Below are 25267 nucleotides of genomic sequence, written 5' to 3'. Positions count from 1 at the left end.
GGTTTGGGCTCGATTTTTTTGCACATGCGAAAGGCATGAAATGCGGCTAAAAAATAACGTCAGAAAATTATTATTTATATTCAATGTTATATAGCGATACCGCATATGCGAAAACGCCTGTTCGGTCGCGGATTCAACTGACGTGGCGAGGCCATTCGAAGCATTCAGAAGTGGCAATCCGGATCTTTAAAGAAAAATTTACAGGCGGGCAGTTGCGTGGGGAAATCGATTGATCTAAGTTTTTCCGGCAACGTTTCAGTGAGGGAGGAGAACTCATGAAAATTCGTATGATGGCGGCCATGCTTGCCGCTTCGGCAGCGCTTCCGCTCAGTGCCGCCAGCGCCACCGATCTCGAAGTCACGCATTGGTGGACATCCGGCGGCGAGTCCGCGGCTGTCGCCGAGCTGGCCAAGGCATTCGACGCCACCGGCAACCATTGGGTCGACGGTGCGATCGCCGGTTCCGGCGGCACCGCTCGCCCGATCATGATCAGCCGCATCACCGGCGGCGACCCGATGGGCGCCACCCAGTTCAACCATGGCCGCCAGGCCGAGGAACTCGTCCAGGCCGGCCTGATGCGCGACCTGACCGATGTCGCCACCGCCGAGAAGTGGAAGGACATCATTCGTCCGTCGAGCCTGCTCGATTCCTGCACGATCGACGGCAAGATCTACTGCGCTCCGGTCAACATCCACTCCTGGCAGTGGCTGTGGCTTTCGAACGCCGCCTTCAAGAAGGCCGGCGTCGAAGTTCCGAAGAACTGGGACGAGTTCGTCGCCGCTGCTCCGGCTCTCGAAAAGGCGGGCATCATCCCGCTCGCCGTCGGCGGTCAGCCGTGGCAGGCCGCAGGCGCCTTCGACGTGCTGATGGTCGCGATCGCCGGCAAGGATACGTTCAACAAGGTCTTCAAGGACAAGGACGCCGAAGCTGCCGCCGGTCCTGAAATGGCCAAGGTCTTCAAGGCTGCCGACGACGCCCGCCGTATGTCCAAGGGCAGCAACGTCCAGGATTGGAACCAGGCGACCAACCTCGTCATCACGGGCAAGGCCGGCGGCCAGATCATGGGCGACTGGGCGCAGGGCGAGTTCGCGCTCGCGGGCCAGAAGGCCGGCACCGACTACACCTGCCTGCCGGGCCTCGGCGTCAACGAGATCATCTCGACCGGCGGTGACGCCTTCTACTTCCCGTTGTTGAAGGACGAGGAGAAGTCCAAGGCGCAGGCGGTACTTGCCAAGACCCTGCTCGATCCCAAGACCCAGGTTGCCTTCAACCTGAAGAAGGGTTCGCTGCCGGTGCGCGGCGACGTCGATCTCGCCGCCGCCAACGATTGCATGAAGAAGGGTCTCGACATCCTGGCGAAGGGCAACGTGATCCAGGGGACCGACCAGCTGCTTTCGGCCGACAGCCAGAAGCAGAAGGAAGATCTCTTCTCCGAATTCTTCGCCAATCCGTCGATGACGCCGGAAGACGCCCAGAAGCGTTTCACCGAAATCATCTCTTCGGCCGACTGATCCTCGGTCCTCGGGCTCATCAGGTCCGGTCCTGCGTTTCGCAGGGCCGGACTCCGCCGGATCTCCGATCCCGGCGCGAGCTTCGGCAGCCGGACGCGAGCGCGCGCATGCGCGGGCCGCGGGCGGGTTGCCGATAGGGACGGGAAGGGCACCGTTTTCAGGCGGCGTCCCGATCACCGAAGCGAGTGCGCTTCAGGAGGAAACGCATGACAGGTCAAGCGAAAGCCGGCCGGCCGTTTAAATTGCTGCGCAATCTGAACTCGAAGATTGCCTCCATTCCCATGATCCTCACCGCCATGGTCATCTTCGTCGGCGGCACGATCTGGACCGTGTTCTATTCCTTCACCAATTCCAAGCTCCTGCCGCGATTGAGCTTCGCCGGTGTCGAGCAATATGAGCGTCTCTGGGCCGCCCCGCGCTGGGTCGTGTCCATCGAGAACCTGGCGATCTACGGCGTGCTGTCGTTGATCTTCAGCCTGGTCATAGGGTTCCTGCTGGCGGCTCTCATGGATCAGAAGATCCGGTTCGAGAACACCTTCCGCACGATCTTCCTCTATCCCTTCGCGCTGTCCTTCATCGTCACCGGCCTTGTCTGGCAGTGGATTCTCAATCCGGATTTCGGCGTGCAGTCCGTGGTGCGCTCGCTCGGCTGGACGGGTTTCACCTTCAATCCGCTCTATACGCCTGAAATCGTCATCTACGGCATTCTGATCGCGGCGCTCTGGCAGGGCACGGGTCTCGTCATGTGCCTGATGCTCGCGGGCCTGCGCGGCATCGACGAGGATATCTGGAAAGCGGCCCGCGTCGACGGCATTCCGATGTGGAAGACCTATCTGCTCGTGGTCATTCCGATGATGCGGCCGGTCTTCATCACGACGATCGTCATCATCGCCTCGGGCATCGTCAAGGTTTACGACCTCGTCGTGGCGCAGACGTCTGGCGGTCCCGGCATCTCGTCGGAAGTGCCGGCGAAATACGTCTACGACTACATGTTCCAGGCGCAGAATCTCGGCCAGGGCTTTGCCGCCTCGACCATGATGCTCGTCACGGTCGCCATCATCATCATTCCCTGGGCATATCTGGAATTCGGCGGAGGGCGCAAGCGTGTCTGACAATATCGCTCTCAAATCAGTCGACGGCGGCGCCCCCTTCGAAGGCAAGGCGGTTTCCGGTCCGTCCGGACCGAAGCCGCGGCCGGTGGTTTCCGGCCGCAACATCATCATCTACGGCACGCTTTTCGTGGCCGCCGTCTATTACCTGATCCCGCTTTACGTGATGGTCGTCACCTCCCTCAAGGGAATGCCGGAAATCAGGCTCGGCAACATTTTCTCGCCGCCGATGGAGATCACCTTCGAACCCTGGGTGAAGGCCTGGGCGACGGCCTGCACGGGCCTCAATTGCGACGGTCTTTCGCGCGGCTTCTGGAATTCGGTGCGCATCACCGTTCCCTCGGTCGTCGTTTCCATCGCCATCGCCTCGGTCAATGGTTATGCGCTGGCGAACTGGCGTTTCAAGGGTTCCGAGTTCTTCTTCTCGGTCCTCATCATCGGCGCCTTCATTCCCTATCAGGTGATGATCTATCCGATCGTCATCATCCTGCGCGAAATCGGCATCTACGGCACGCTGACCGGCCTCGTCATCGTGCATTCGATCTTCGGCATGCCGATCCTGACGCTGCTGTTCCGCAACTACTTCGTGTCGCTGCCGGAGGAGCTGTTCAAGGCGGCGCGTGTCGACGGGGCGGGCTTCTGGCAGATCTTCCTGCAGATCATGATGCCGATGTCGCTGCCGATCTTCGTCGTGGCAATGATCCTGCAGGTCACGGGCATCTGGAACGACTTCCTGTTCGGCGTGGTCTTCACCCGGCCGGATACCTATCCGATGACCGTGCAGCTCAACAACATCGTCAATTCCGTCCAGGGCGTGAAGGAATACAACGTCAACATGGCAGCGACGATCCTCACCGGCCTGGTGCCGCTGATCGTCTATTTCGTCTCCGGGCGGCTTTTCGTTCGCGGCATCGCCGCCGGCGCAGTGAAGGGGTGATCACATGAACATGAATTCAACTGTCTCCAATTCGAGCGTCTCCATCAAGGATCTGTCGCTGAACTTCGGCGCGGTCAGCGTGCTCAAGGATCTCAATCTCGACATCAACGACGGCGAATTCCTCGTGCTGCTCGGCTCGTCCGGCTGCGGCAAGTCGACCTTGCTCAACTGCATCGCCGGCCTGCTCGACGCTTCGGAAGGGCAGATCTTCATCAAGGGCAAGAACGTCACCTGGGAGGAGCCGAAGGACCGCGGCATCGGCATGGTCTTCCAGTCCTATGCGCTTTATCCGCAGATGAGCGTCGAGAAGAACCTTTCCTTCGGCCTTCGCGTCGCCAAGGTGCCGCAGGCCGAGATCGACAAGCGCGTGGCGCGCGCGGCCGAGATCCTGCAGATCCAGCCGCTTTTGAAGCGCAAGCCGGCCGAACTATCAGGCGGCCAGCGCCAGCGCGTGGCGATCGGCCGGGCGCTGGTGCGTGACGTCGACGTCTTCCTGTTCGACGAGCCGCTGTCCAACCTCGACGCCAAGCTGCGTTCGGAGCTGCGCGTCGAGATCAAGCGCCTGCACCAATCGCTGAAGAACACGATGATCTATGTCACCCACGACCAGATCGAGGCGCTGACGCTCGCCGACCGCATCGCCATCATGAAGAGCGGCATCATTCAGCAGCTCGACGATCCGACGACGATCTACAACCGGCCGCGCAATCTCTTCGTCGCCGGTTTCATCGGCTCGCCGTCGATGAATTTCCTGCGCGGCGAGCTGGTCAGCTCGGGCGACGGCATCGCCTTCGTGGCGAACGGCGTCACTTTCTCGCTCGCCGCCTACGATGCCAACGAGACGCTGCAGCCCGGCCGCAAGGTGGTGCTCGGTGTGCGCCCCGAACACATCAAGGTCAACGAGAATGCCGGCGGTGAAGAGCATGACGCGACCGTCGATATCGAAGAGCCGATGGGCGCGGATAATCTTCTGTGGTTGAAACATGCCGGTCACACCATGTCGGTACGCGTCAACGGCGCACGCCGCTTCAATGTCGGCGCCAAGGTGAAACTCAGCTTCGACATGGCGTTGGCTTCGGTGTTCGATGCGGATAGTGAGCTGCGTCTGTAGGGGAATTTTGCGGGTGACGTCGGAGATGGCGCCGCCTGCTCTTCCAAGGCAATTGAATATGAATTCGACTGATGCCCCATCCTCCCTCATTCCTGTGCTCGTCACAGGAATCCAGCCACGGCGCGTCTGCGCCGTGAATGACTCTTTACCACGTAGGGGTCTCCCGCGCCCAGGGACCTGGGCGCACTGGATTCCTGTGACATCCCTCGGGCAAAGCCCGAGGAAGGGAATGAGGGAGGAGAGGTGGGGCGCCTCTGGCGAAGGGTGAGGGGAAGGAAACGTCCCTGACGAACGACAAGGCGGGGAAATAGTCACCTTCGCCCTTCCTTCTCAAGATCATCCCCTTTCAAAATCGGAAATGACATCGTGACTCAACAATCGACCTCCTCCAGCATCGACCTTTCCGGTTCGTGGCAACTCACCTCCGTCGATGGTGAGATCAAGAGCGCCATCACCTTGCCCGGTGACGTGCACACGGCGCTGCATCGGGCAGGGCTGATCCCCGATCCTTATTTCGGCCGCAACGAGGAGAAGGTGCAGTGGGTCGCTGAGCGGGAATGGGCGGTCGAGCGCAGCTTTTCGCTGCAGGAGGTCGAGGGCGACTGGTATCTCGATGTCGACTATCTCGACACGGTCGCCAGCGTCTACGTCAACGGTTTCCTGGCGCTCGAAGCCGACAACAGCTTTCGGCGCTACCGGCCTGATGTGTCCAGCATGCTGAAATCAGGCGACAATTCGATCCGCATCGTCTTTGCCTCCAACCCCGCCATTGGCGCCGAGCGGCAGAAGCAGCAGCCTTTCTACATTCCCTACAGCACCGGCAATTCACCGATTCCCGACGGCAACATGCTGCGCAAGCCGCAATGCCATTTCGGCTGGGACTGGAATATCGCCATCGCGCCGTTCGGCCTCTATGGCACGATCGCGCTGAAGAAGCTCGAGACGGCGCGCATCGAACATGTCGTCTCCCGCCAGGTCCATAATAATGACGGCTCGGTCGATCTCATGGTGACGGCGAGCCTGTTTGCCAAGCATCCCGGCATCGCACAGGTCTATTTCGATCTCGACGGCGAGCGTGTCCGTCTCGATGTCGGCGTCAAGGGCGAGACCGATGTCCACCATCTCTTCCATATCGATAATCCGCGTCTCTGGTGGCCCTCCGGCAGCGGCGAGCAGGCGCTCTATACGCTCTCTGTTGAACTCTCCGACGAGGAAGTGACGAAGCAGATCGGCCTGCGCACCATCGAGCTGATCACCACGCCGGACGCGGCGGGCAGCCGTTTCGCCTTCAAGGTCAACGGCCGCGAAATCTTCTGCCGCGGCGCCAACTGGATTCCGGCCGACGCGCTCTATTCGCTGTCTTCGCCTGAAAAGACCGAGGATCTGCTGCAATCGGCGAAAGCCGCCAACATGAACATGATCCGCGTCTGGGGCGGCGGCTTCTACGAGCAGGATCATTTCTACGATCTCTGCGACCGGCTGGGCCTCATGGTCTGGCAGGACTTCATGTTCGCCTGCAACCTCTATCCCTCGACCGACGAGTTCCTCGACAACGTGGCGATCGAGGTGGATTACCAGGTGCGCCGGCTCTGCTCGCATCCTTCGATCGCGCTCTGGTGCGGCGACAACGAACTTGTGGGAGCGCTCACCTGGTTCGAGGAATCGCGGAAGGACCGAGACCGCTATCTCGTCTCCTACGACCGCCTCAACCGCACGATCGAGCAGGCGGTGAAGAAGGCGCTGCCCGGCGCGCTGTGGTGGCCGTCGAGCCCGGCCTCGGGCTATCTCGATTTTGGCGACGCCTGGCATGCCGACGGCTCCGGCGACATGCATTACTGGTCGGTCTGGCACGAGAACAAATCCTTCGACAATTACCGTTCGGTGCGCCCGCGCTTCTGCTCGGAATTCGGCTTCCAGTCCTATACGTCGCTGCCTGTCATCAGGACCTATGCTGAAGAGAAGGACATGAACGTCGCTTCGCCGGTCATGGAACTGCACCAGAAGAATGCCGGCGGCAACGAGCGCATCGCCGGCACGATGTTCCGCTATTTCCGCTTTCCCAAGGATTTCCCGAACTTCGTCTATCTCTCCCAGATCCAGCAGGGGCTCGCGATCAAGACGGCGGTGGAATATTGGCGCTCGCTCAAACCCCACTGCATGGGCACGATCTACTGGCAGCTCAACGACACGTGGCCGGTCGCCTCCTGGTCCAGCCTCGACTATGGCGGCCGCTGGAAGGCGATGCATTATCTCGTCAAGCGTTTCTTCCAGCCGGTGGCGGTCGCCGCCATTCCCTCGGAAGACGGCAAGACGATCCGCTTCTCGCTCGTCAACGACACGCTTTCGGACGTCAGCGTCGACCTTTCGATCTCGCTTCTGACGATGAAGGGCGAGCGGAAGCACCTGAAAGACGTGCAGGCCATGTGTTCGCCGGATGCGGCGGTGACGGCCGCGACCATCGATGTGTCCGAGATTGCCGAGGGAACGCTGCTTGCCTGGCATTTCACCGCCTCGAACGGCATGGGCGGCGAGGGGCACTATGTCAACGGCACCTATAAGGCGCTGGAGCTGGAGCCGTCGGGCCTGACCGTCACCCATGAATATGTCGAGGCGAGCGGCGCTGTCGACATCAACGTCACCGCCAGGGGACTTGCGCTCTTCGTGATGATCGAAAGCGAGACGGACGGCAAATATTCCGACAATGCCTTCGATCTTGCAGCAGGCGAGAGCCGCCGCATCACCTTCACTCCGGCACATCCGCTCGAACGCGGCAAGCTGCCGGAATTCCGCTTCTACGACCTGCATTCCTGCCAATCGGCGGATTGATCCTTCCAAGAAATGGGCACGAGGCCCAAGGAGAACATGATGACGAAACTCAGCTACCAGCTCTACAGCGCGCGCAATTTCCCGCCTTTGTCGGCGATCTTTGAGAAGCTCGGCAAGGCCGGTTACGGCGAAGTCGAAGGTTTCGGCGGCATCTATGCCGAACTGGATGAAGCCGGCCTGAAGAGCCTGCGCGCCGATCTCGACAAGAACGGCCTTGTCATGGCGACCGGCCATTTCAGCCCCGATTTCCTCGATGGCAGTGTCGAGAAGTCGCTGCAGATCGCCAAAATCCTCGGCATGGATTCGATCTATGCGCCGCATCTGATGCCCGACCAGCGCCCGACGGATGCTGCCGGCTGGCTCGCCTTCGGCAAGCGCCTGCAGGAAATGAGCAAGCCCTACAAGAATGCCGGCTATGAATTCGGCTGGCACAATCACGACTTCGAATTCGTGAAGCTCGCCGACGGTTCGCTGCCGATCGAGCGCATCTTCGAAGGCGCGCCCGACATTACCTGGGAAGCGGATATCGCCTGGGTCGTTCGCGGCGGCGCGGACCCCTATGCCTGGGTCGAGAAGCTCGGGGACCGCATCAGCGCCGTGCACGTCAAGGACATTGCGCCGGCAGGCGAAGCCACGGATGAAGGCGGCTGGGCCGATGTCGGCCATGGCACGATCGGCTGGGGCAAGCTGCTTCCGGTCGTCAAGGCGAAGACCAAGGCCAAGCATTTCGTCGTCGAGCACGACAATCCGAACGATATCGACCGCAACATCACGCGCTCGATCGCTTCCATCAAGACCTACTGAGGCACATCATGACCAGGGAACTTGGCGTCGGCATCATCGGATGCGGCAACATCTCCACCACCTACTTCTCGCTCGCACCGCTCTTCAAGGGGCTGAAGGTGCTGGCCTGCGCCGATATCAATGTGCAGGCCGCCGAGGCCCGCGCCAAGGAATATGGCGTCAAGGCACAGACGATCGACGCGCTTCTCGCCAATGACGAGATCGACGTCGTCGTCAACCTGACCATTCCAGACGCGCATTTTCCGGTGTCGAAGGCGATCCTCGAAGCCGGAAAACACGTTTATTCGGAAAAGCCGCTGGTCCTTACGCTGGAGCAGGGCGAGGAGCTTCGCCGCATCGCCAAGGCGAAGGGCCTTGCCGTCGGCTGCGCGCCCGACACCTTCCTCGGCGGTGCCCACCAGCTCGCCCGCAAGTTCATCGACGACGGCGGCATCGGCCGGGTCACTTCCGGCGCCTGCTATGTCATGAGCCCCGGCATGGAGATGTGGCATCCGAACCCGGACTTCTTCTTCCTGCCGGGCGGCGGCCCGATCCTCGATCTAGGCCCCTATTACATCGCCAACCTGATCAACCTGATCGGCCCGGTGAAGCGCGTCGGCGCCATGACCTCGATGGCATCGGCGACCCGCACGATCACCAGCCAGCCGCGCCACGGCGAGACCATCCCTGTGAAGACGCCGACGACGATCCAGGCGCTGCTCGAATTCGTCAGCGGCGCCACCGTGACGCTGTCGGCGAGCTGGGATGTGTGGTCGCACCGCCATGCCAATATGGAACTCTACGGCACCGACGGCTCGCTTTACGTGCCGGACCCGAACTTCTTCGGCGGCACCGTCGAGGCGAGCGGCCGCGACAAGGACATCAAGCCGCTCGATGATTGGGAGCATCCCTTCGGCAAGATCAACCAGGAAAGTCCGAACGGGGCGCGCGCCAACTACCGCACGGCCGGGCTTGCCGATATGGTGATGGCGCTGATCGAGGGCCGCGACGCGCGCTGCTCGCTCGACCGCACGCTGCACGGCGTCGACGTCATGACCTCGATCCTGAAGTCGGGCGAGGAGGGCCGCTTCATCGATCTGACGACGACCTGCACCCAGCCGGCCGCGCTCGGCATCGAAGAGGCGCAGGCGCTGTTGAGATAGCGGAGGGGTGTTGTCTCGGGGCTCGTTTGGCCCGAGACTTTTACCCTCAGGACGCCACGTTGGCGTCGTCATCCTCGGGCTTGTCCCGAGGATCTACCGAGAGCGCAGCAGATGCTCGGCACAAGGCCGAGCATGACGACGTTGGAGGCAGTGCCTGCCGTCAAAGAAGGTCGGCGCGCGCAGTCATAGAGAGCGTGCGCCGTATGCTTGCCGTGCCAGCGCGCTTGCTCCAATAGTGCCGTTACGCTCGGGCCTGTGCCTGACATGATGACTACAAAGACATTGTATCCAAGGAGAGTTTCATGAGCTGGCAACCGGCCGCAGACCGTTATTCGAAGATGAAATATAACCGCACCGGCCGTTCCGGCCTGAAGCTGCCGGCCGTTTCCCTTGGCTTGTGGCACAATTTCGGCGGCGACACGCCGCATGACCGCAAGATCGACATGTGCCGCACGGCTTTCGACCTCGGCATCACCCATTTCGATCTCGCCAACAATTACGGCCCGCCTCCCGGCAGCGCCGAGACCGCTTTCGGCGAGATCCTACGCACCGAATTTGCCGGGCTTCGCGACGAACTGATCATCTCCTCGAAGGCCGGCTACGACATGTGGCCAGGCCCATATGGCGAATGGGGCAGCCGCAAGTACCTGATCGCCTCCTGCGACCAGAGCCTGAAGCGCATGGGCCTCGACTATGTCGACATCTTCTATTCCCACCGTTTCGACCCCGACACGCCGCTTGAGGAAACCTGCGGCGCGCTCGACCATATCGTCCGCTCCGGCCGGGCGCTCTATGTCGGCATCTCCTCCTATAATTCGCAGCGCACCCGCGAAGCCGCCGCCATCCTTAGGGAACTCGGCACGCCATGCCTGATCCATCAGCCGAGCTATTCCATGCTCAATCGCTGGGTCGAGGACGACAGGCTGCTCGATACGCTCGACGATGTCGGCATGGGCTCCATCGTGTTCTCGCCGCTTGCCCAGGGCATGCTGACGACGAAGTATCTCGGCGGTATTCCTGAGGACAGCCGTGCGGCGCAGAACCATTTCCTGAAGCGCGATTTCATCCGCCCCTCGATCATCGACAATATCAGGAAGCTCAACGAGATTGCCGAAAGGCGCGGCCAGACGCTGGCGCAGATGGCGATCGCCTGGGTGCTGCGCGGTGGGCGCGTGACCTCGGCGCTGATCGGCGCCAGCCGCTCCTCGCAGATCGTCGATTGCGTCAAGGCGCTGGATAATATCGAGTTTTCGGCTGAGGAGCTGAAGGAGATCGATGTCTATGCCAAGGAGGCGGATATCAATCTCTGGGCGAAGTCGGCGGAGCGGGATTAAGAGAGGTGGGAGTGCTGCTTGCTCCCTCTTCTCCCCAGCGGGGAGAAGGTGGCCCGAAGGGTCGGATGAGGGGGCCACGCGGCACACCATTGTTTGCCTTCGCTTGCGCTCAGTGCACTCGCGGCTTCACCGCTCGCCCCCTCATCTGCCTGCCGGCATCTTCTCCCGCTGGGGGAGAAGGGGCAAGCGGCAGCGCCTTCGTCCTTTCTCGTCTGTCGGAGTATCGCCTGGCCGTATCTTTGTGACATCGCTCGGGTCAAGCCGAGCATAGAGTTGGCGCCATGGTCGCCCCGCATTTGACGTACGTACCACAACTATAATCTCGGAGGAGCCCGTTCATGATCCGCAATCCCATCCTGCCCGGGTTCAATCCCGATCCGTCGATCTGCCGCGTCGGCGACGATTATTACATCGCGACCTCGACCTTCGAATGGTATCCCGGCGTGCAGATCCACCATTCCAGGGATCTCGTGAACTGGACGCTCGTGCGCCGGCCGCTGGAGCACCCCTCGCAGCTCGACATGCGCGGCAATCCCGATAGCTGCGGCATCTGGGCGCCGTGCCTTTCCTATGCAGACGGGCAGTTCTGGCTCGTTTATACCGACGTCAAGCGTTTCGACGGCAATTTCAAGGATGCGCATAATTACATCGTGACCTCTCCCTCGATCGAGGGCGAATGGTCCGAGCCGGTCTATGTGAATTCCTCCGGTTTCGATCCCTCGCTCTTTCACGACGATGGCGGCCGCAAATGGTTCGTCAACATGCAGTGGAACCACCGCACCGAAAGCTTCGGCGGCTCACCGAAATCGCCGGCCTTCGACGGCATCCTGCTGCAGGAATGGGACCCGGCGACCAAGGCGCTGAAAGGCCCGATCCGCAACGTCTTCGCCGGAAGCCCGCTCGGCCTCGTCGAGGGGCCGCATCTCTTCAAGAGGAACGGCTGGTATTATCTCACGACCGCTGAAGGCGGCACGGGATACGACCATGCCGTCACCATGGCGCGCTCGCGCAGCATCGAAGGGCCTTACGAGATGCATCCGAACATGCATCTCATCACCTCCAAGGATCAGCCGGGCGCGGTGCTGCAGCGGACAGGGCACGGCCAATATGTCGAGACGCCTGACGGGCAGGCTTATCACACCCATCTCTGCGGCCGGCCGCTGCCGCCGAAGCGGCGCTGCACGCTGGGGCGCGAAACGAGCCTGCAGAAATGCGTCTGGCGCGACGACGATTGGCTTTATCTGGAAAACGGCACCTCGGTGCCCGATGTCGAGGCGCCCGGCCTCTTCGGCGCCGTGCCGATAGAGAAGCCGATGCGCACCGAATACAGCTTCGACGGAGGCAAGCTGCCGGCTGATTTCCAGTGGCTGCGCACGCCCGAGCCCCAGCGCATCTTCAACCTGACGGACCGTCCCGGCCACCTGCGTCTGATCGGTCGCGAGAGCATCGGCTCCTGGTTCGAGCAGTCGCTGGTCGCCCGCCGGCAGGAGCATCATAGTTTCCGTTGCGAGACCGTGATCGAATTCTCGCCCGACACCTATCAGCAGGTCGCGGGGTTGACGCACTACTACAACCGCCACAAGTTCCACGCGATTGCCGTGACGCTGCACGAAACACTCGGCCGCTGCGTGACGATCCTCTCCTGCAACGGCGACTATCCGAACGGGCGCCTCAGCTTTCCCGCCGACAGCGGTGTGGCGATCCCCGCCGAGGGCCGCGTCCAGCTTGCGATGGAAATCCGCGAGAACGACCTGCAGTTTTTCTGGCAGACCGAAGGCAAAGGCGCCTGGCAGGCGATCGGCCCGGTTCTCGACGCCGGCGTGATTTCCGACGAGGGCGGGCGTGGGGAACACGGCTCCTTCACCGGCGCCTTTGCCGGCGTGTTTGCCTTCGATACGTCTGGGCGGGGCAAGGCGGCGGATTTCGACTGGTTCAATTATGATGAGTTGTGAGGGGTAGCGTCTGCTGCCTTCCACCCGCGACCGATGTCCCCCATGTTTCGCAAAAAGAAAAGCCGGCGCGGAGGCCGGCTGAGACGAACGCGGCTGAACAGGGGTACTGGCCGGTTCCAAGAACTTGGTGACTGACAATAACTTTCATTACATGCCGAGACAGCGGAAAAGGGCGCAACGAGAACGCCGGGAAGACGGCTCCGCAAAGGAATGGGCGGCGGGGCGGATGCCGGTGCTTGCCTCGGCTCTCTTATCGGGCATGAACATCACCGGATGATGACATTCCAAGCCGGCCATATTTTTCTTTTCACAGCAGGATCGGCCGTCGATGCGATAGCCGAAAGCCGGCTATTCAGGTCGTGTCACCGTACAGTGATCTTGTGGCGTTGGTGACGGTGTTGGTGCTGTGTGAATGCAGTGTTCACGTTCCCGAAGGATGTCAAAGCGTCACAGACGAACTATATAGCGGGCCGAAATACTTCCGAATCCGCAAGAGTCCTGCATGGCCCCCATTATTTCCGTTCAGAACCTCACAAAGACTTATGCCAATGGCTTCGAGGCCCTGAAAGGCATCAATCTCACTGTCGAAAAGGGCGAGATCCTGGCGCTGCTCGGGCCGAATGGCGCGGGTAAGACGACGCTGATCTCGATCATCTGCGGCATCGCCAATCCGAGCGGCGGCCAAGTGCTGGTCGCCGGCCACGATGTCGTCAAGGATTTCCGCGCCACCCGTTCGATGATCGGGCTGGTGCCGCAGGAACTGACCACCGACCAGTTCGAAACCGTGTTCAATACGGTGACCTTTTCCCGCGGGCTGCACGGCAAGAAAGCCAATCCCGCCCATATCGAAGAAGTGCTGCGCGCCCTTTCGCTCTGGGACAAGAAGGACAATATGCTGCGCCAGCTTTCGGGCGGCATGAAGCGGCGCGTGCTGATCGCCAAGGCGCTTTCCCATGAGCCGGATATTCTTTTCCTCGACGAGCCTACGGCCGGCGTCGACGTGACACTGCGCAAGGATATGTGGCATGTCGTCGAAGAGCTTCGCGCCTCCGGCGTCACCATCATCCTCACCACCCATTATATCGAGGAGGCCGAGGAGATCGCCGACCGTGTCGGCGTCATCAACGGCGGCGAGCTGCTGCTCGTCGAGGACAAGGCGGCGCTGATGGCCAAGCTCGGCCGCAAGCAGCTCATCCTTGATCTCGTCGAACCGCTCGCGCGGCTGCCGGATTGTTTTGCCGGCAACGGACTGACGCTGGAAGCGGACGGCAACCGGCTGACCTATGATTTCGACGCAAACAACGAGCAGGAAAGCATCGCGACGCTGCTGACCCGGCTCGGCGAGAACAATATTCACTTCAAGGATCTCTCGACGCGGCAGAGCTCGCTCGAAGATATCTTCGTGGCGCTGGTAGGAGCGGGCAAATGAACTTCGAGGCGGTCAAATCGATCTATTTCTTCGAGATGGCGCGCACGCGCCGCACGCTGCTGCAGAGCGTCATCTCGCCCGTCATCTCGACCTCGCTCTATTTCATCGTCTTCGGGGCCGCGGTCGGTTCGCGCATCCAGGAAGTGGAGGGCGTGTCCTACGGCGCCTTCATCACGCCGGGCCTCATCATGCTGACGCTGCTCGGCCAGTGCATCAGCAACGGCTCGTTCGGCATCTATTTCCCGAAATTCACCGGCACGATTTACGAGGTGCTTTCCGCGCCCGTGGCGATGACGGAGATCCTGCTCGGTTATGTCGGAGCGGCGGCCACCAAGGGCATCATCATCGGTGTCATCATCCTGCTCACCGCCAATCTCTTCGTGGACGTGAGGATCGAGCATCCCTTCATGATGGTCCTGTTCTTCCTGCTGACGGCGATCACCTTCAGCCTGTTCGGCTTCATGATCGGCATCTGGGCCGGCAATTTCGAGCAGCTGAACCTCATTCCCATGCTGGTCGTGCCGCCGCTGACCTTCCTTGGCGGCAGCTTCTATTCGGTGAACATGCTGCCGCCCTTCTGGCAGGCGGTCAGCCACTTCAACCCGGTTCTCTATCTCGTCAGCGGCTTTCGTTGGAGCTTTTACGGGATCGCCGACGTCAATCCCGCGATCAGCCTGGCGATGATCACGATGTTCCTGGCGATTTGCCTGGGAACGCTCGGCTGGATCTTCAAGACGGGGTATCGGCTGCGCAACTGATGCGGTCCTAAAGGAGCCGTAATTTCAACATCAAGATTGCTCGGCAAGGTTTGGTCGGTTCATGGGGCAATCGGGATGGGTGGCAGCAATGTGTTCGGATGTTTTGCAATCGCCTCGATCTTCTGCCTAGCTCAGCAGCAGAGTCTGTCGGAGGAGGCCACCCATCCCATCAAGGTTACCTATGCCGTCGCGATCGAGGGAAAGGAGCCTTTTTCCGCTGAGGTGTCATGCCTTCCTGACAGTACCTGCAGCCTCGCCGATCAAAGCGATCCCACCATCAATCTTGCGATCACATTGTATTCGGGCTCAGGGGCGAATGGTGAATTGAGCATTTATTGCTCGCCGAATCCTTGCTCATTTCAGAACTCGCGATCGCGGATCGAATTCTCCGGTCGGCGAGCTACTGTCAATATTTTGTCGGGTGAGGCTGACTCTGGTGTCACGACTCTGCTGGTTGTAAGGCGGCGCCAGCGGATCGGTGAAGTTCTGATCTCTTATTGACTACGCTCACGCACTGCTGACGAGGAGGGCGCCTGACAGGATGAGGAGGGTGCCTATGGCAAGCTTGACCATGTTCAGTTCGGAGGCTTCGCCGAGAAGGACGGCGGCGATTGCCAGCGTCACCAGCACGTTGCAGCTCCAGATCGGAGCGAGTTTCGAGACGGGGACGCCGTAAGCAAAGAGCGCGAAGCTGATGAGGCCGGTGCCGGCGGCGAAGCAGGCGCCTGCGGTGACGGCAAAACCAAGGCCCTCGGCGGTCCAGGGCGCGGGGCGCCAGATCAGTGCGGCGATCAGGCCTGCGAGTGCGCAGGCCGAACCGAATGCGATCAGATAAACGGCGGAGCCGGTCGCGGCCGTGGCGCTCTGCTTCTGAAAGATGGCGGTGATGCCCCAGAACATGGCGGGCAGAATGCCGCCGACGACGATCGGCCAGAATGAATTCATCGCAAAACTCCTGTCGCACCCATGGGTCAAAGCCTTCGCTTCAAGCGAATGCCGGTCGAACATGCGGGGTGCCACCAGACTAGGAGTTTCTTTTTGCTCTTTGTGGTCTTGTTGTTGCTCTCGAACGTGACAGATCGGGCCGCCGCCGTAAAGCGGCATCGGGCGATATTCGCAGCGTAGGAAACCTGGCGTTGACGAGGTCCGGGTTTCCGTCTAGCTGTAGCGGTCATGAAGATCGCAATGGTTCTTGTCGTGGTGATAGGGCGCATGGGCAGGATGGTGTAACCATCCGGCGATCAGCCCCATGCGCGGTAAATCAAGCTCCTGACGGGGCTTTTTTTGTGCCCTGAATGTGCGCTTCGCCTCGTCGGGTTCTTCCACAACATCTCGCTGACAAGACGGGCAAGACCATGACACGCGACGACTCCATTCAGACTGCCGGCCGCACGGCCGGGGAAACGGCCACGGCCTCAGCCGCTGCGCCACGGCGTACAGTCCTTCTCCTGCTGACGGCGCTCTCGGTGCTGCCGGTCAATATTTATCTGCCGGCGCTGCCGAAGATCGCGGCCACCTTCCAGGCCGATTTCGCGCTCGTCAATCTCTCGATCGCGGGCTATGCGGTCGTCAATGCGCTGACCGAAATCGTCGCAGGCGCGATGTCGGATCGATATGGGCGCCGGCCGGTCGCGCTGATCGCCGTCTCGATTTTCATCGTCGCGTCCATCGGTTGCGCCCTTGCTCCCAATATCGGCATTTTCCTTTTCTTTCGTGTGATGCAGGCCTCGATCGCCGCCTGCTTCTGCGTCGCCCTCGTCGTCATCAAGGAGACGGCGGGTGAACGCCAGGCCGCCAACAGGATCGGTTACGCCGCCATGGGATGGGCGATTGCGCCGATGCTCGGCCCTACCTTGGGCGGCGTTTTGGACGAGCTCTTCGGATGGCGGGCGATCTTCGTCACCCTTGCGCTGCTGGGCGCGACAATCCTCGCCATATCCATGCGCGAGTTGAAGGAAACCTCAGGTCACTCCGCGAGACCGCAAGGCAGCTACTTCGCCTCCTATGGGCAATTGCTGAATTCGGCGCGGTTCTGGGCCTACGCCGCGTGCATGGCCTGCTCCACAGGCACACTCTATATCTTCCTCGGAGGTGCATCCTTGGCCGTAGGCACGTCGCTTGGCGGATCAAGCGCGAAACTCGGCTTCTTCATGGGGATGGTGCCTGCCGGATTTATTTTCGGCAGCTATCTCGCTGCCCGATTCGCCCGGAAATCGCTGAGCAGGACGCTCGTCATCGCACGCCTGTCGACGTGTATGGGCCTGTTGTTAGGGCTGGTTCTCTCGATCTCAGGCGTCACGCATGTCCTGGCATTTTTCGGGCCGTGCGTCTTCATTGGCATCGGCAATGGCTTGACCTTTCCTGCTGCCAATCTGGGTGTCATGTCCGTTCGCGCCCATCTCGCGGGAACCGCAGCAGGCCTTGCCGCCGCGATGTCGATTGCCGGCGGTGCATTGATCGCTTCGATTGCCGGCCTGTTTCTAGAGAAGGCAGGCGCAGTTCCCACGCTCTTCCTGATGTTGCTGATATCGGCCTCGCTTGCCTTGTCGGCAGCGCTTTTCGCAGCTTTTATCGACCGCCGATCCGCAAACTCCATTGCTGATGGAGAGCCTGCCGAAAGCTGGTGATCTCAATCGCGCAGGCGGAGTTCGTCGGTCTGCATCTGCATGGAGCCCAGGGTTTCCAGGAAGCTCATGCCGAGCAGGCTCTGGTCGAGGCGGCCGTCCTCGGCGACGCTGGCTGCGACGTTGTTACGGACGATCGGGCCGATCGCGACCTGATCGAGCGTGATCGGTGCGGCGCGGCTGCGGCCGTTGGCGGTCATGACGGTCATGGAATAGGTGAGGCGGGAGAGGTCGATGCCGATTCTTTCGGCATCTTCATGCGAGAGCGCCACCATGCTGGCGCCGGTATCGACGAGCATTTCGACGGTCTGGCCGTTGACGCCGACATCGGCTTCGAAATGGCCGTTCAGCAGCTTGTGCAGGATGACTTCCTGGCCGCCTTCGCTCGTCGTGACGACGACGGCGCGGCCGGGAACGAGGCCGGCGAGCAGCCGGTTGCCGACGGCGAGCGCTTCCTGGCGGTAGAGGTAGACGGTTGCGAGCGCCAGGATGATGACGAGCCAGATCATCATATGGCGCATCGTTTCTCCGACGTTTCGCCGGCTTCCCCAGATGCCGGCCGACAGCATCAGCGCGATCGGCAGCAGATAGATGAAGCGGCCGAAGTCGTCGCTCTGCAGGCCGAGGATGCGGCCGCTGTCATTGTTGACGATCAGCACGGCAAGGCCGATGCCGATCACGAGGAACAGGAGGATCAAACGGATCATAAAGGCCGCTCCGGCCCGCCGGCGAGTTCTGGTTTCGTCGGGTTCGACGCCATGACGGCGCCTGAAAGCCTTGCCGGCAGCAGCGCCATGATCCGGCGCCGCTCGGCATCGGAATAGCCCATCCAGCCGCCGATCTCTTCAAGAGTCCGGCCGCATCCGGCGCAAAAACCAGAGCCTGAAACCATGGAGCAGACGTGGACGCAGGGTGTTTGCATGAGTGACATATCGGGGTTTCAAAGAGCGGTGGCAAGAGCGCAGATGGCGGCGATTTCGCAAACCTGCTGGGTCGCGCCGAGCGTGTCGCCGGTGTGGCCGCCGAGCTTGCGGCGAATGAAGGCGGTGAAGGCAAGCCCTGCGATGCCGGTGGCGAGGAGGCTTGCAACGAGCGGCCTGAGGCCGAATGCCGGCCAGATCAGCACCGCCGCGAGGAGGCCGGCTGCGGTGAGCGCAAACTGCATCGCCGCTTCGTCCGGCTGGCTGGCCGAGGCGGCCACGCCATCGGATTTTGCCGGCGGCAGCCTTTGCCAGTGCCAGGCGATGGTGCCGCGGCTGAGAGCCGCGACGGCGGGAATGGCAAGGGCTGCGGCGAATGCCGAGGAATCACGGGCAACAGCGGAAAGTGCGGCTGCGCGGATCGCGAAGGAGAGGATCAGCGCTATCGCGCCATAGGTGCCGATCCGGCTGTCCTTCATGATGAGAAGGCTGTGTTCACGGCTCTTGCCGCCGCCGATGCCGTCGGCCGTATCGGCCAATCCATCCTCGTGCAACGCGCCTGTTGCGACGACCTGGACGGAAAGCGCGATCAGAGCCGCCATCAGAGGATCTGATCGCAGGCTTAAAAGGAGGAGAAAGGCGAGGGCGGGGATGACGCCGATGAGGACGCCGGCGAAGGGGAAAGCGCGCACCAGCCTGCCCAGTCTGCCGTCATAACCTTCAAACAGCGATTGCGGCATGGGAATGCGGCTCAAGAAGGCGACGGCGCGGGCGGTATCGACCGCATGATCCTTGATCTTCATTCTGCTTCATTCCGCCGGAGGGCGCTGGGCGCTTTTGGAGTTGTTCGCGTCGTCCACCCGCTTTAAGAGAGTTGCCACCGCAAACAAGCTGATTTGCGCGACGCAAACAAGTTGGTTTGCGTGGAAAAGACAAGAATACCCGGATTCATAGGAAAACCGCACAGATGAGCGTTTCAGGCCTGCCGTTCGACGATTTCCGCACTCTGCTTCGCGACCTGCCGGGGCCGGATGCCCGAGCGCTGGTGGCCGCGCGCGAACGCGACGCGCAACTGACCAAGCCGCCCGGCGCGCTCGGACGGCTCGAGGAAATCGCTTTCTGGCTTGCCGCCTGGACGGGCCGCACACCTGCCGTCAACCGGCCGCTGGTGGCGATCTTCGCCGGCAATCACGGCGTCACCAGGCAGGGTATTACGCCCTTTCCGCCCGCGGTGACGCAGCAGATGGTGGAGAATTTCGCGGCCGGCGGGGCGGCGATCAACCAGATCTGCGTGGCCTATGATCTCGGGCTGAAGGTTTTCGACCTGGCGCTCGATTATCCCACCGGCGACATTACCGAAGAGGCAGCGCTTTCCGAGCGCGATTGCGCCGCGACGATGGCCTTCGGCATGGAGGCGATTGCCGGCGGTACCGACCTGCTCTGCATCGGCGAGATGGGCATCGGCAACACGACGATTGCGGCGGCGATCAACTATGCGCTCTACGGCGGTTCGGCGCGCGACTGGGTGGGGCCAGGCACCGGCGCGGAAGGCGAGATGCTGGAGCGCAAGATCGCGGCGGTGGAAAAAGCGGTGGAGCTGCACAGCGACCATCTCGACGATCCCCTGGAGATCATGCGCCGGCTCGGCGGACGCGAGATTGCCGCGATGGCCGGCGCCATCCTGGCCGCCCGCATGGAGCGCATCCCGGTGCTGATCGACGGCTATGTCGCGACCGCGGCGGCGGCGATCCTGAAAGCCGCCAACCCATCCGCACTCGACCATTGCCTGATCGGCCATGTTTCCAGCGAACCCGGACACCTGCGCGCGATCGAGATGCTCGGCAAGACGCCGCTTCTGGCGCTCGGCATGCGGCTCGGCGAAGGCACCGGGGCGGCGCTCGCCGCCGGCATCGTCAAGGCCGCCGCTGCCTGCCATTCGGGCATGGCGACCTTTGCCCAGGCGGGTGTGAGCAACAAGCATTAAAGCGCGTCGCGATCTTTCAGATTCGCTTTGCCCGCGCTTTAAGTCCTTGTTTTACGCATGTCGTTATCGCAAAACCGCTGCACACTTTTGCGCGACATGCTCTGGGGGATCGATCTTGGTGAAGCCCGCGGTGACGAAGCAGACCGGATTTCGGCATTTCCTCGCCGCGGCGAGCTATTCCTGGGCGGGCTTCCTGCGTGTGCTGAAGGAGGCGGCCTTCCGCCAGGAACTCGGGTTTTTCATCGTTTCGATCGTGTCGCTGGCGCTGGTAGGGGCGAGCGCCGGTGAGATCGTCATCGCGGTGCTTCTGTTTCTCGGGCTGTTTTCGATGGAGGCGATGAATACCGCCGTCGAGGAAGTGATCGACCGGATTTCACCGGAGATTTCGATCGTCGGCAAACATGCCAAGGATCTCGGCTCCTTCGCGGTGACCTGCATGATCGCCGCCTGCTGCCTCTATCTCGGCTACGTGCTCGGCAAGCATCTGTTTTTCAACTGAGTTCAGGCGAAACTCTTGCGCTTGCGGGCGACGGCCTGGGCTTCTTCGACCGCCGGCAGGCTCTGGAGCACGCGCTTGGCGGGGAGGATGGCGATCACCTCGGTGCCCTCGCGCAGCTTCGATTTCAGCAGGAATTGCCCGTCATGCTTGGCAAGAATCGCCTGGACGATCGGCAGGCCGAGGCCGGTGCCCTGTTCGGCGCTCTTGATGGCGATCGAGCCTTGGCCGAAGGCCGACAGCACGACCGGAATCTCGTCTTCCGGAATGCCGGGGCCGTTGTCCTTGATCGAGATGTACTGACCGCCGCCGGCCGTCCAGCCGACCTTGACGTGGATCTCGCCGCCCTGCGGCGTGAACTTGACGGCGTTGGAGAGAAGATTGAGCACGACCTGGCGCATCGACTTCTCGTCCGCCCAGATGGCCGGCAATTGCCGTTCGAACTGATCCGATATGGCAATGTTCTTGGCGCGGGCGCGCAGCTGGACCATGCCGATGCAATCCTCGGTGATATCGAGCAGAGAGATCGCCTCCTCGCTCAGCTCGTATTTGCCGGCTTCGATGCGCGAGAGGTCGAGAATCTCGTTGATGAGATCGAGCAGATGCTGGCCGGAGCGGTGGATGTCGCCGGCATATTCCTTATAGGTCGGATTGGCGAGCGGCCCCAGCACTTCGGCCGACATCACCTCGGAGAAGCCGAGGATGGCGTTGAGCGGGGTCCTAAGCTCGTGCGACATGGAGGCGAGGAACCGGGATTTGGCGAGGTTTGCCTCTTCGGCGCGACGGCGGGCCTCGTCCGACATGGACTTCGCTACTTCGAGCTCGGCGATGAGATCGTCCTTTTCCGACTGGTAGGAGAGGATCATGAGATTCGACCGGAAGAGCCGGTCGCTGATGTAGTTGAAGAAGACGACCGTGGTGGTGAAGACCGCGGTCAGGCTGATTTCGAGCAGGTCGCGCGACAGGCCGCTCTTGACGGTGAGCGCCACGACCGCCGGTGCGAAAGCGACGAGCACGGAGGGCGTCAGCATGAAATTCGACATCGCCGTGACGGAGAGCGCGATCAGCAGCGTCGCGCCCTTATAGAGAATGAAGCTCGACGGTTCGCAGGTGTCGCAGCCTTGCAGCGCGAAGACCGCCCAGCAGCAGCCGAGCAGGAACTGGCCGGCGAGCAGCAGGCGGCGCCATCTGCGGGCGCTCTCCGACGTGATTTCCTGCCGCCGCGCGCGCCGCGCGAGCAGGATATTGCCGGCGTGGCAGGTAAGCGTCAGCAGCGCCCAGAAGAGCAATTGCGTGTTCTGGGTGAAATAAACGCCAAGCGCAGTGATGATGACGACGAAGAGCGGCATGATCGTCGCGCCTTGCAGCGCGGATGCCACATACATTTTAAGTACATCGCGGTCGAAGGAAGAATTGGACGCATGACCGGACTGAAGACGTTCGCGTGTCTGCCGCACGGCCTTGGAAACGGCCTTGTTGCGGTGGCTACGCGACTTGTCGACGATAATCTTGTCGGTCGATGTGCTTACGCCGGTACTCATGTGCACGTTGAAACTTCATCCCAGGGTGGATAAGAGCCTAACCGACAATTCTTAAGAAGATGTTTGCCATCTTTGCCAAGGATTTGTTTTTTAAGGAGGCGAAAGCGTGACACGAGCCCTGCGGCTGATTCGCGACGGCGTGACCGCTTTTGCCTTGCTGGCGCTGATCGCGCTGATTGCGGCCAAGTTCAACGACGCAGCAAGAACCAAGCATGCGGGCGCCTTTCACGCCGCCGACGGCGACAGCCTGACATTGGGAGAAGAACGTTTGCGCCTCGAAGGCATCGATGCGCCGGAGCTCCACCAGAGCTGCGAGAGGGCCGGGAAAGCCTGGGCCTGCGGGCGTGCGGCGCGCGAGGCGCTGCAGGCGATGGTGCGGGCTTCGGGAACCTCGTGCCAGGGCAGTCGCCGCGACCGCTACGACAGGCTGCTCGTCGTCTGCCGCAATGGCGCGGGCGGCGACATCAATGCCGCCATGGTACGCAGCGGCATGGCCATCTCCTATGGCGATTATGGCGGGGAGGAGGCCGAGGCGAGGGCTGCGGAGGCGGGCCTCTGGGCCGGGACGTTCGAGCGGCCGCGCGACGTGCGCGATCACACCCGCCAGCGCTCCGGTCTCGACAACGCCCTGCGCTTCATCGGTCGGATTGCCGGATGGGAGTGAAGCCATGACCGACGAGGCCGCGCTGGAGGCGCTGCGGCAGGAAATCGCCTTGTGCCGCATCTGTCGTGACACACCGGCAAAGGGCGCCGAAGATCGGCTGCCGCACGAGCCCAGGCCGGTGGCCGTGATCTCGTCGAGGGCACGCATCCTGATCGCCGGGCAGGCGCCGGGGATTCGAGTGCATGAGAGCGGGTTGCCTTTCGACGATGCCTCCGGCGACCGGTTGCGGTCATGGCTCGGCGTCGACAGGGAGGTCTTCTACGACCGCGACCGATTCGCCATCGTGCCGATGGGTTTCTGCTTCCCGGGCTACGACGACAAGGGTTCGGATCTGCCGCCGCGCCGCGAATGCGCGCCGTTCTGGCGGCAAAGGGTCGTCTCGGCCATGCCGCAGATCGAACTGGTGCTGGTCATCGGCCAATATGCGCAGGCCTGGCATATGGCTCTGGAGAGACGAGGCAATATGACGGAGACGGTGCGGGCATGGCGTGACAGCCTTCTTTCCGGCCGGTCGCCGGCCGTGCTGCCGCTGCCGCATCCGAGCTGGCGCAACAGCGGCTGGCTGAAGCGCAATCCCTGGTTCGAGGAAGAATTGCTGCCGGTCTTGCAGGAACGGACAAAAATGCTGCTTTCCTGAAACAAAATTCTTTTCGTCGCCCGGAATCGAGATATAAAGAGAAAATAATTCGAAAGGACTGTTGTACGCATGGACCGCCTCGACCGAAAGATACTGCGGCTTCTGCAAGAAGATTCGACCCTTGCCGTTGCCGATCTCGCCAAGAAAGTGGGGCTTTCGACGACGCCTTGCTGGCGGCGCATCCAGAAGATGGAAGAAGACGGCGTCATCAAGCGCCGAGTCGCCATCCTCGATCCGGAAAAGGTCAACACCAAAGTCACCGTTTTCGTGTCGATTCGCACGGCCACCCACTCGATCGAATGGCTGCGGCGCTTTTCCGAGGTGGTCGCCGAATTCCCCGAAGTGGTCGAGTTCTACCGGATGAGCGGCGATGTCGATTATCTCCTGCGAGTCGTCGTGCCCGACATTGCTGCTTATGATGCTTTCTACAAACGGATGATCGCCAAGATCGAGATTCGTGACGTCTCCTCGGCCTTTGCGATGGAACAGATCAAGTATTCGACTCAGTTGCCGCTCGACTACATGATCCTCGATAACGCCAAGTCCAACGAAGACTGAGGCTGGCGGATTTCGAGTTCAGCGTTCGTGAATGGCTTCGGACGCCGCATTTTCGTTAGAGGCGGAAATGCGACGATCTGGCAGGGCTGAGGCTGAAGCAAGGCGGCTTAGACTGCTAAAAGCCGCAGAAATTGCAAAAAAACGCTCGAATCCTGCCGAAATTGCGAAAAATACATAGCCCGGTAACCATTGCCCGGCTATGTTGATTGGAACCAGTGGGCGCTATGTCATCATTTTGACTCATTGGTATCGTAATCAGGACACCATGTTCTAAACCGCCACCTTGTATGTGTTCATTAGCAGGCGGTAAGATTTATGCGCTTCACCAGTGTGTTCGACGGGGGTCGGACGGTGGAGAATTGGACGATGGGGCTTAACGTTTGCGGCTTGCGATGGAGGATTTCCGTCGCGGAGCCGTTTTGTGCGTTTTCAGCTTTAAATACCTGAGATTGTTGTATAAAAATCACGTTGCCGGCGAAAGTTGGCCGGCGGAGGCCATCTGGCGCATGCCGAGAATTGCTTGATTAAGTCCGGTATGGGATGACGGTTTGGCGGTTCGATCGATCCGCACGCCGAGATGGCTGTTCAAACTGGGCCGGCTTCAAATCGACTACCCGATAGGAAATCAGCCCCGATCGACAAAGGAATGGATTGGTAAATGAACATCAGAATGGTTTTGCTTGCATCAGCAGCAGCATTTGCTGCATCGACGCCGGTTCTTGCAGCTGACGCTATCGTTGCTGCTGAGCCGGAACCGGTTGAATATGTTCGCGTCTGCGACGCTTACGGCACCGGCTACTTCTACATCCCGGGCACCGAAACCTGCCTCAAGATCGAAGGCTACATCCGTTTCCAGGTTAACGTTGGCGAAGACGTCGGCGGCGATTCTGACTGGGATGCAGTTACCCGCGGTCAGGTTCAGTTCACGGC

At 61.2% G+C, this 25267-nt stretch carries 25 protein-coding genes; 19 read left to right on the top strand and 6 right to left on the bottom strand.

The features are described from left to right. Positions 1-275: 275 nt before the first annotated feature. The 12 genes from QD408_RS26190 (at position 276) to QD408_RS26135 (ending at position 15414) form a co-directional block, all read left to right on the top strand. Positions 276-1511: an ABC transporter substrate-binding protein gene (locus QD408_RS26190; protein WP_088681066.1), complete on the top strand. Its 1236-nt coding sequence runs from the start codon at positions 276-278 to the stop codon at positions 1509-1511. A 206-nt stretch (positions 1512-1717) separates the two neighbouring features. Next, complete coding sequence (locus QD408_RS26185) at positions 1718-2623, top strand: carbohydrate ABC transporter permease (RefSeq protein WP_088681067.1); 906 nt, start codon at positions 1718-1720, stop codon at positions 2621-2623. 4 nt (positions 2624-2627) lie between these two features. After that, positions 2628-3557 carry a carbohydrate ABC transporter permease gene (locus tag QD408_RS26180; protein WP_414141306.1) on the top strand — a complete coding sequence of 310 codons (930 nt, stop codon included), beginning with the start codon at positions 2628-2630 and terminating at the stop codon, positions 3555-3557. A gap of 4 nt (positions 3558-3561) precedes the next feature. Continuing rightward, positions 3562-4668, top strand: a complete 1107-nt coding sequence (locus QD408_RS26175) for an ABC transporter ATP-binding protein (RefSeq protein ID WP_088681068.1) — start codon at positions 3562-3564, stop codon at positions 4666-4668. Positions 4669-5034: 366 nt separating this feature from the next. Next, positions 5035-7494, top strand: coding sequence for a beta-mannosidase (locus QD408_RS26170; protein ID WP_414141297.1), 2460 nt, complete (start codon positions 5035-5037; stop codon positions 7492-7494). A 39-nt stretch (positions 7495-7533) separates the two neighbouring features. Further along, positions 7534-8298, top strand: coding sequence for a sugar phosphate isomerase/epimerase family protein (locus tag QD408_RS26165; protein ID WP_414141296.1), 765 nt, complete (start codon positions 7534-7536; stop codon positions 8296-8298). Positions 8299-8306: 8 nt separating this feature from the next. Continuing rightward, positions 8307-9440: a Gfo/Idh/MocA family protein gene (locus QD408_RS26160; RefSeq protein ID WP_414141294.1), complete on the top strand. Its 1134-nt coding sequence runs from the start codon at positions 8307-8309 to the stop codon at positions 9438-9440. 302 nt (positions 9441-9742) lie between these two features. After that, entirely contained in the window at positions 9743-10774 is a 1032-nt protein-coding gene (mgrA, locus tag QD408_RS26155) for an L-glyceraldehyde 3-phosphate reductase (RefSeq protein ID WP_414141293.1), read from the top strand. A gap of 338 nt (positions 10775-11112) precedes the next feature. Next, positions 11113-12726, top strand: a complete 1614-nt coding sequence (locus QD408_RS26150) for a glycoside hydrolase family 43 protein (RefSeq protein WP_414141292.1) — start codon at positions 11113-11115, stop codon at positions 12724-12726. Positions 12727-13228: 502 nt separating this feature from the next. Beyond that, positions 13229-14155, top strand: coding sequence for an ABC transporter ATP-binding protein (locus tag QD408_RS26145; RefSeq protein WP_414141291.1), 927 nt, complete (start codon positions 13229-13231; stop codon positions 14153-14155). Further along, the gene (locus tag QD408_RS26140) at positions 14152-14913 is read left to right on the top strand and encodes an ABC transporter permease (RefSeq protein ID WP_414141290.1); all 762 of its coding nucleotides are present in this window, start codon (positions 14152-14154) and stop codon (positions 14911-14913) included. The genes QD408_RS26145 and QD408_RS26140 overlap by 4 nt, the downstream gene beginning before the upstream one ends. 75 nt (positions 14914-14988) lie before the next feature. Next, positions 14989-15414: a hypothetical protein gene (locus QD408_RS26135; protein ID WP_414141289.1), complete on the top strand. Its 426-nt coding sequence runs from the start codon at positions 14989-14991 to the stop codon at positions 15412-15414. A gap of 6 nt (positions 15415-15420) precedes the next feature. Here QD408_RS26135 and QD408_RS26130 read toward each other — a convergent pair whose 3' ends face one another. Next, positions 15421-15858: a hypothetical protein gene (locus QD408_RS26130; RefSeq protein WP_414141288.1), complete on the bottom strand. Its 438-nt coding sequence runs from the start codon at positions 15856-15858 to the stop codon at positions 15421-15423. A 213-nt stretch (positions 15859-16071) separates the two neighbouring features. Then, on the bottom strand, positions 16072-16239 hold the full coding sequence (locus tag QD408_RS26125) for a hypothetical protein (RefSeq protein ID WP_414141287.1): 168 nt from the start codon (positions 16237-16239) through the stop codon (positions 16072-16074). A gap of 29 nt (positions 16240-16268) precedes the next feature. On the opposite strand from QD408_RS26125, the gene QD408_RS26120 reads away from it, so the two are divergent. Further along, complete coding sequence (locus QD408_RS26120) at positions 16269-17540, top strand: MFS transporter (RefSeq protein ID WP_414141286.1); 1272 nt, start codon at positions 16269-16271, stop codon at positions 17538-17540. Positions 17541-17542: 2 nt separating this feature from the next. Here QD408_RS26120 and QD408_RS26115 read toward each other — a convergent pair whose 3' ends face one another. Genes QD408_RS26115 through QD408_RS26105 form a run of 3 tightly spaced genes read right to left on the bottom strand, consistent with a single transcriptional unit; the run spans position 17543 to position 19260 of the window. Next, complete coding sequence (locus QD408_RS26115; RefSeq protein WP_088681077.1) at positions 17543-18244, bottom strand: TIGR02281 family clan AA aspartic protease; 702 nt, start codon at positions 18242-18244, stop codon at positions 17543-17545. Beyond that, positions 18241-18459 carry a DUF1289 domain-containing protein gene (locus QD408_RS26110; RefSeq protein WP_414141305.1) on the bottom strand — a complete coding sequence of 73 codons (219 nt, stop codon included), beginning with the start codon at positions 18457-18459 and terminating at the stop codon, positions 18241-18243. The genes QD408_RS26115 and QD408_RS26110 overlap by 4 nt, the downstream gene beginning before the upstream one ends. A gap of 18 nt (positions 18460-18477) precedes the next feature. Beyond that, positions 18478-19260 carry an adenosylcobinamide-GDP ribazoletransferase gene (locus tag QD408_RS26105; RefSeq protein ID WP_414141285.1) on the bottom strand — a complete coding sequence of 261 codons (783 nt, stop codon included), beginning with the start codon at positions 19258-19260 and terminating at the stop codon, positions 18478-18480. Positions 19261-19424: 164 nt separating this feature from the next. Between QD408_RS26105 and cobT the strand changes: the two genes are divergently transcribed. Continuing rightward, on the top strand, positions 19425-20441 hold the full coding sequence (gene cobT, locus QD408_RS26100; protein ID WP_414141284.1) for a nicotinate-nucleotide--dimethylbenzimidazole phosphoribosyltransferase: 1017 nt from the start codon (positions 19425-19427) through the stop codon (positions 20439-20441). A 115-nt stretch (positions 20442-20556) separates the two neighbouring features. After that, the gene (locus QD408_RS26095; protein WP_088681216.1) at positions 20557-20940 is read left to right on the top strand and encodes a diacylglycerol kinase; all 384 of its coding nucleotides are present in this window, start codon (positions 20557-20559) and stop codon (positions 20938-20940) included. Between the two features lie 2 nt (positions 20941-20942). On the opposite strand, the gene QD408_RS26090 is transcribed toward QD408_RS26095, so the two are convergent. Next, positions 20943-22478, bottom strand: a complete 1536-nt coding sequence (locus QD408_RS26090) for a sensor histidine kinase (RefSeq protein ID WP_088681080.1) — start codon at positions 22476-22478, stop codon at positions 20943-20945. A gap of 106 nt (positions 22479-22584) precedes the next feature. Here QD408_RS26090 and QD408_RS26085 point away from each other — a divergent pair, with 106 nt between their 5' ends. The 4 genes from QD408_RS26085 to QD408_RS26070 form a co-directional block, all read left to right on the top strand. Beyond that, positions 22585-23142, top strand: coding sequence for a thermonuclease family protein (locus QD408_RS26085; protein WP_414141283.1), 558 nt, complete (start codon positions 22585-22587; stop codon positions 23140-23142). Positions 23143-23146: 4 nt separating this feature from the next. After that, entirely contained in the window at positions 23147-23779 is a 633-nt protein-coding gene (locus tag QD408_RS26080) for a uracil-DNA glycosylase family protein (protein WP_414141282.1), read from the top strand. A 69-nt stretch (positions 23780-23848) separates the two neighbouring features. Beyond that, positions 23849-24337, top strand: a complete 489-nt coding sequence (locus QD408_RS26075) for an Lrp/AsnC family transcriptional regulator (protein ID WP_003540387.1) — start codon at positions 23849-23851, stop codon at positions 24335-24337. A 658-nt stretch (positions 24338-24995) separates the two neighbouring features. Beyond that, a partial coding sequence (locus tag QD408_RS26070; RefSeq protein WP_414141281.1) for a porin occupies positions 24996-25267 on the top strand: 272 nt, incomplete at its 3' end.

The organism is Rhizobium sp. BR 249 (assembly GCF_047445895.1).
In the GTDB taxonomy this organism is placed as follows: domain Bacteria; phylum Pseudomonadota; class Alphaproteobacteria; order Rhizobiales; family Rhizobiaceae; genus Rhizobium.
This window is presented reverse-complemented; position numbering and strand designations above follow the sequence as displayed.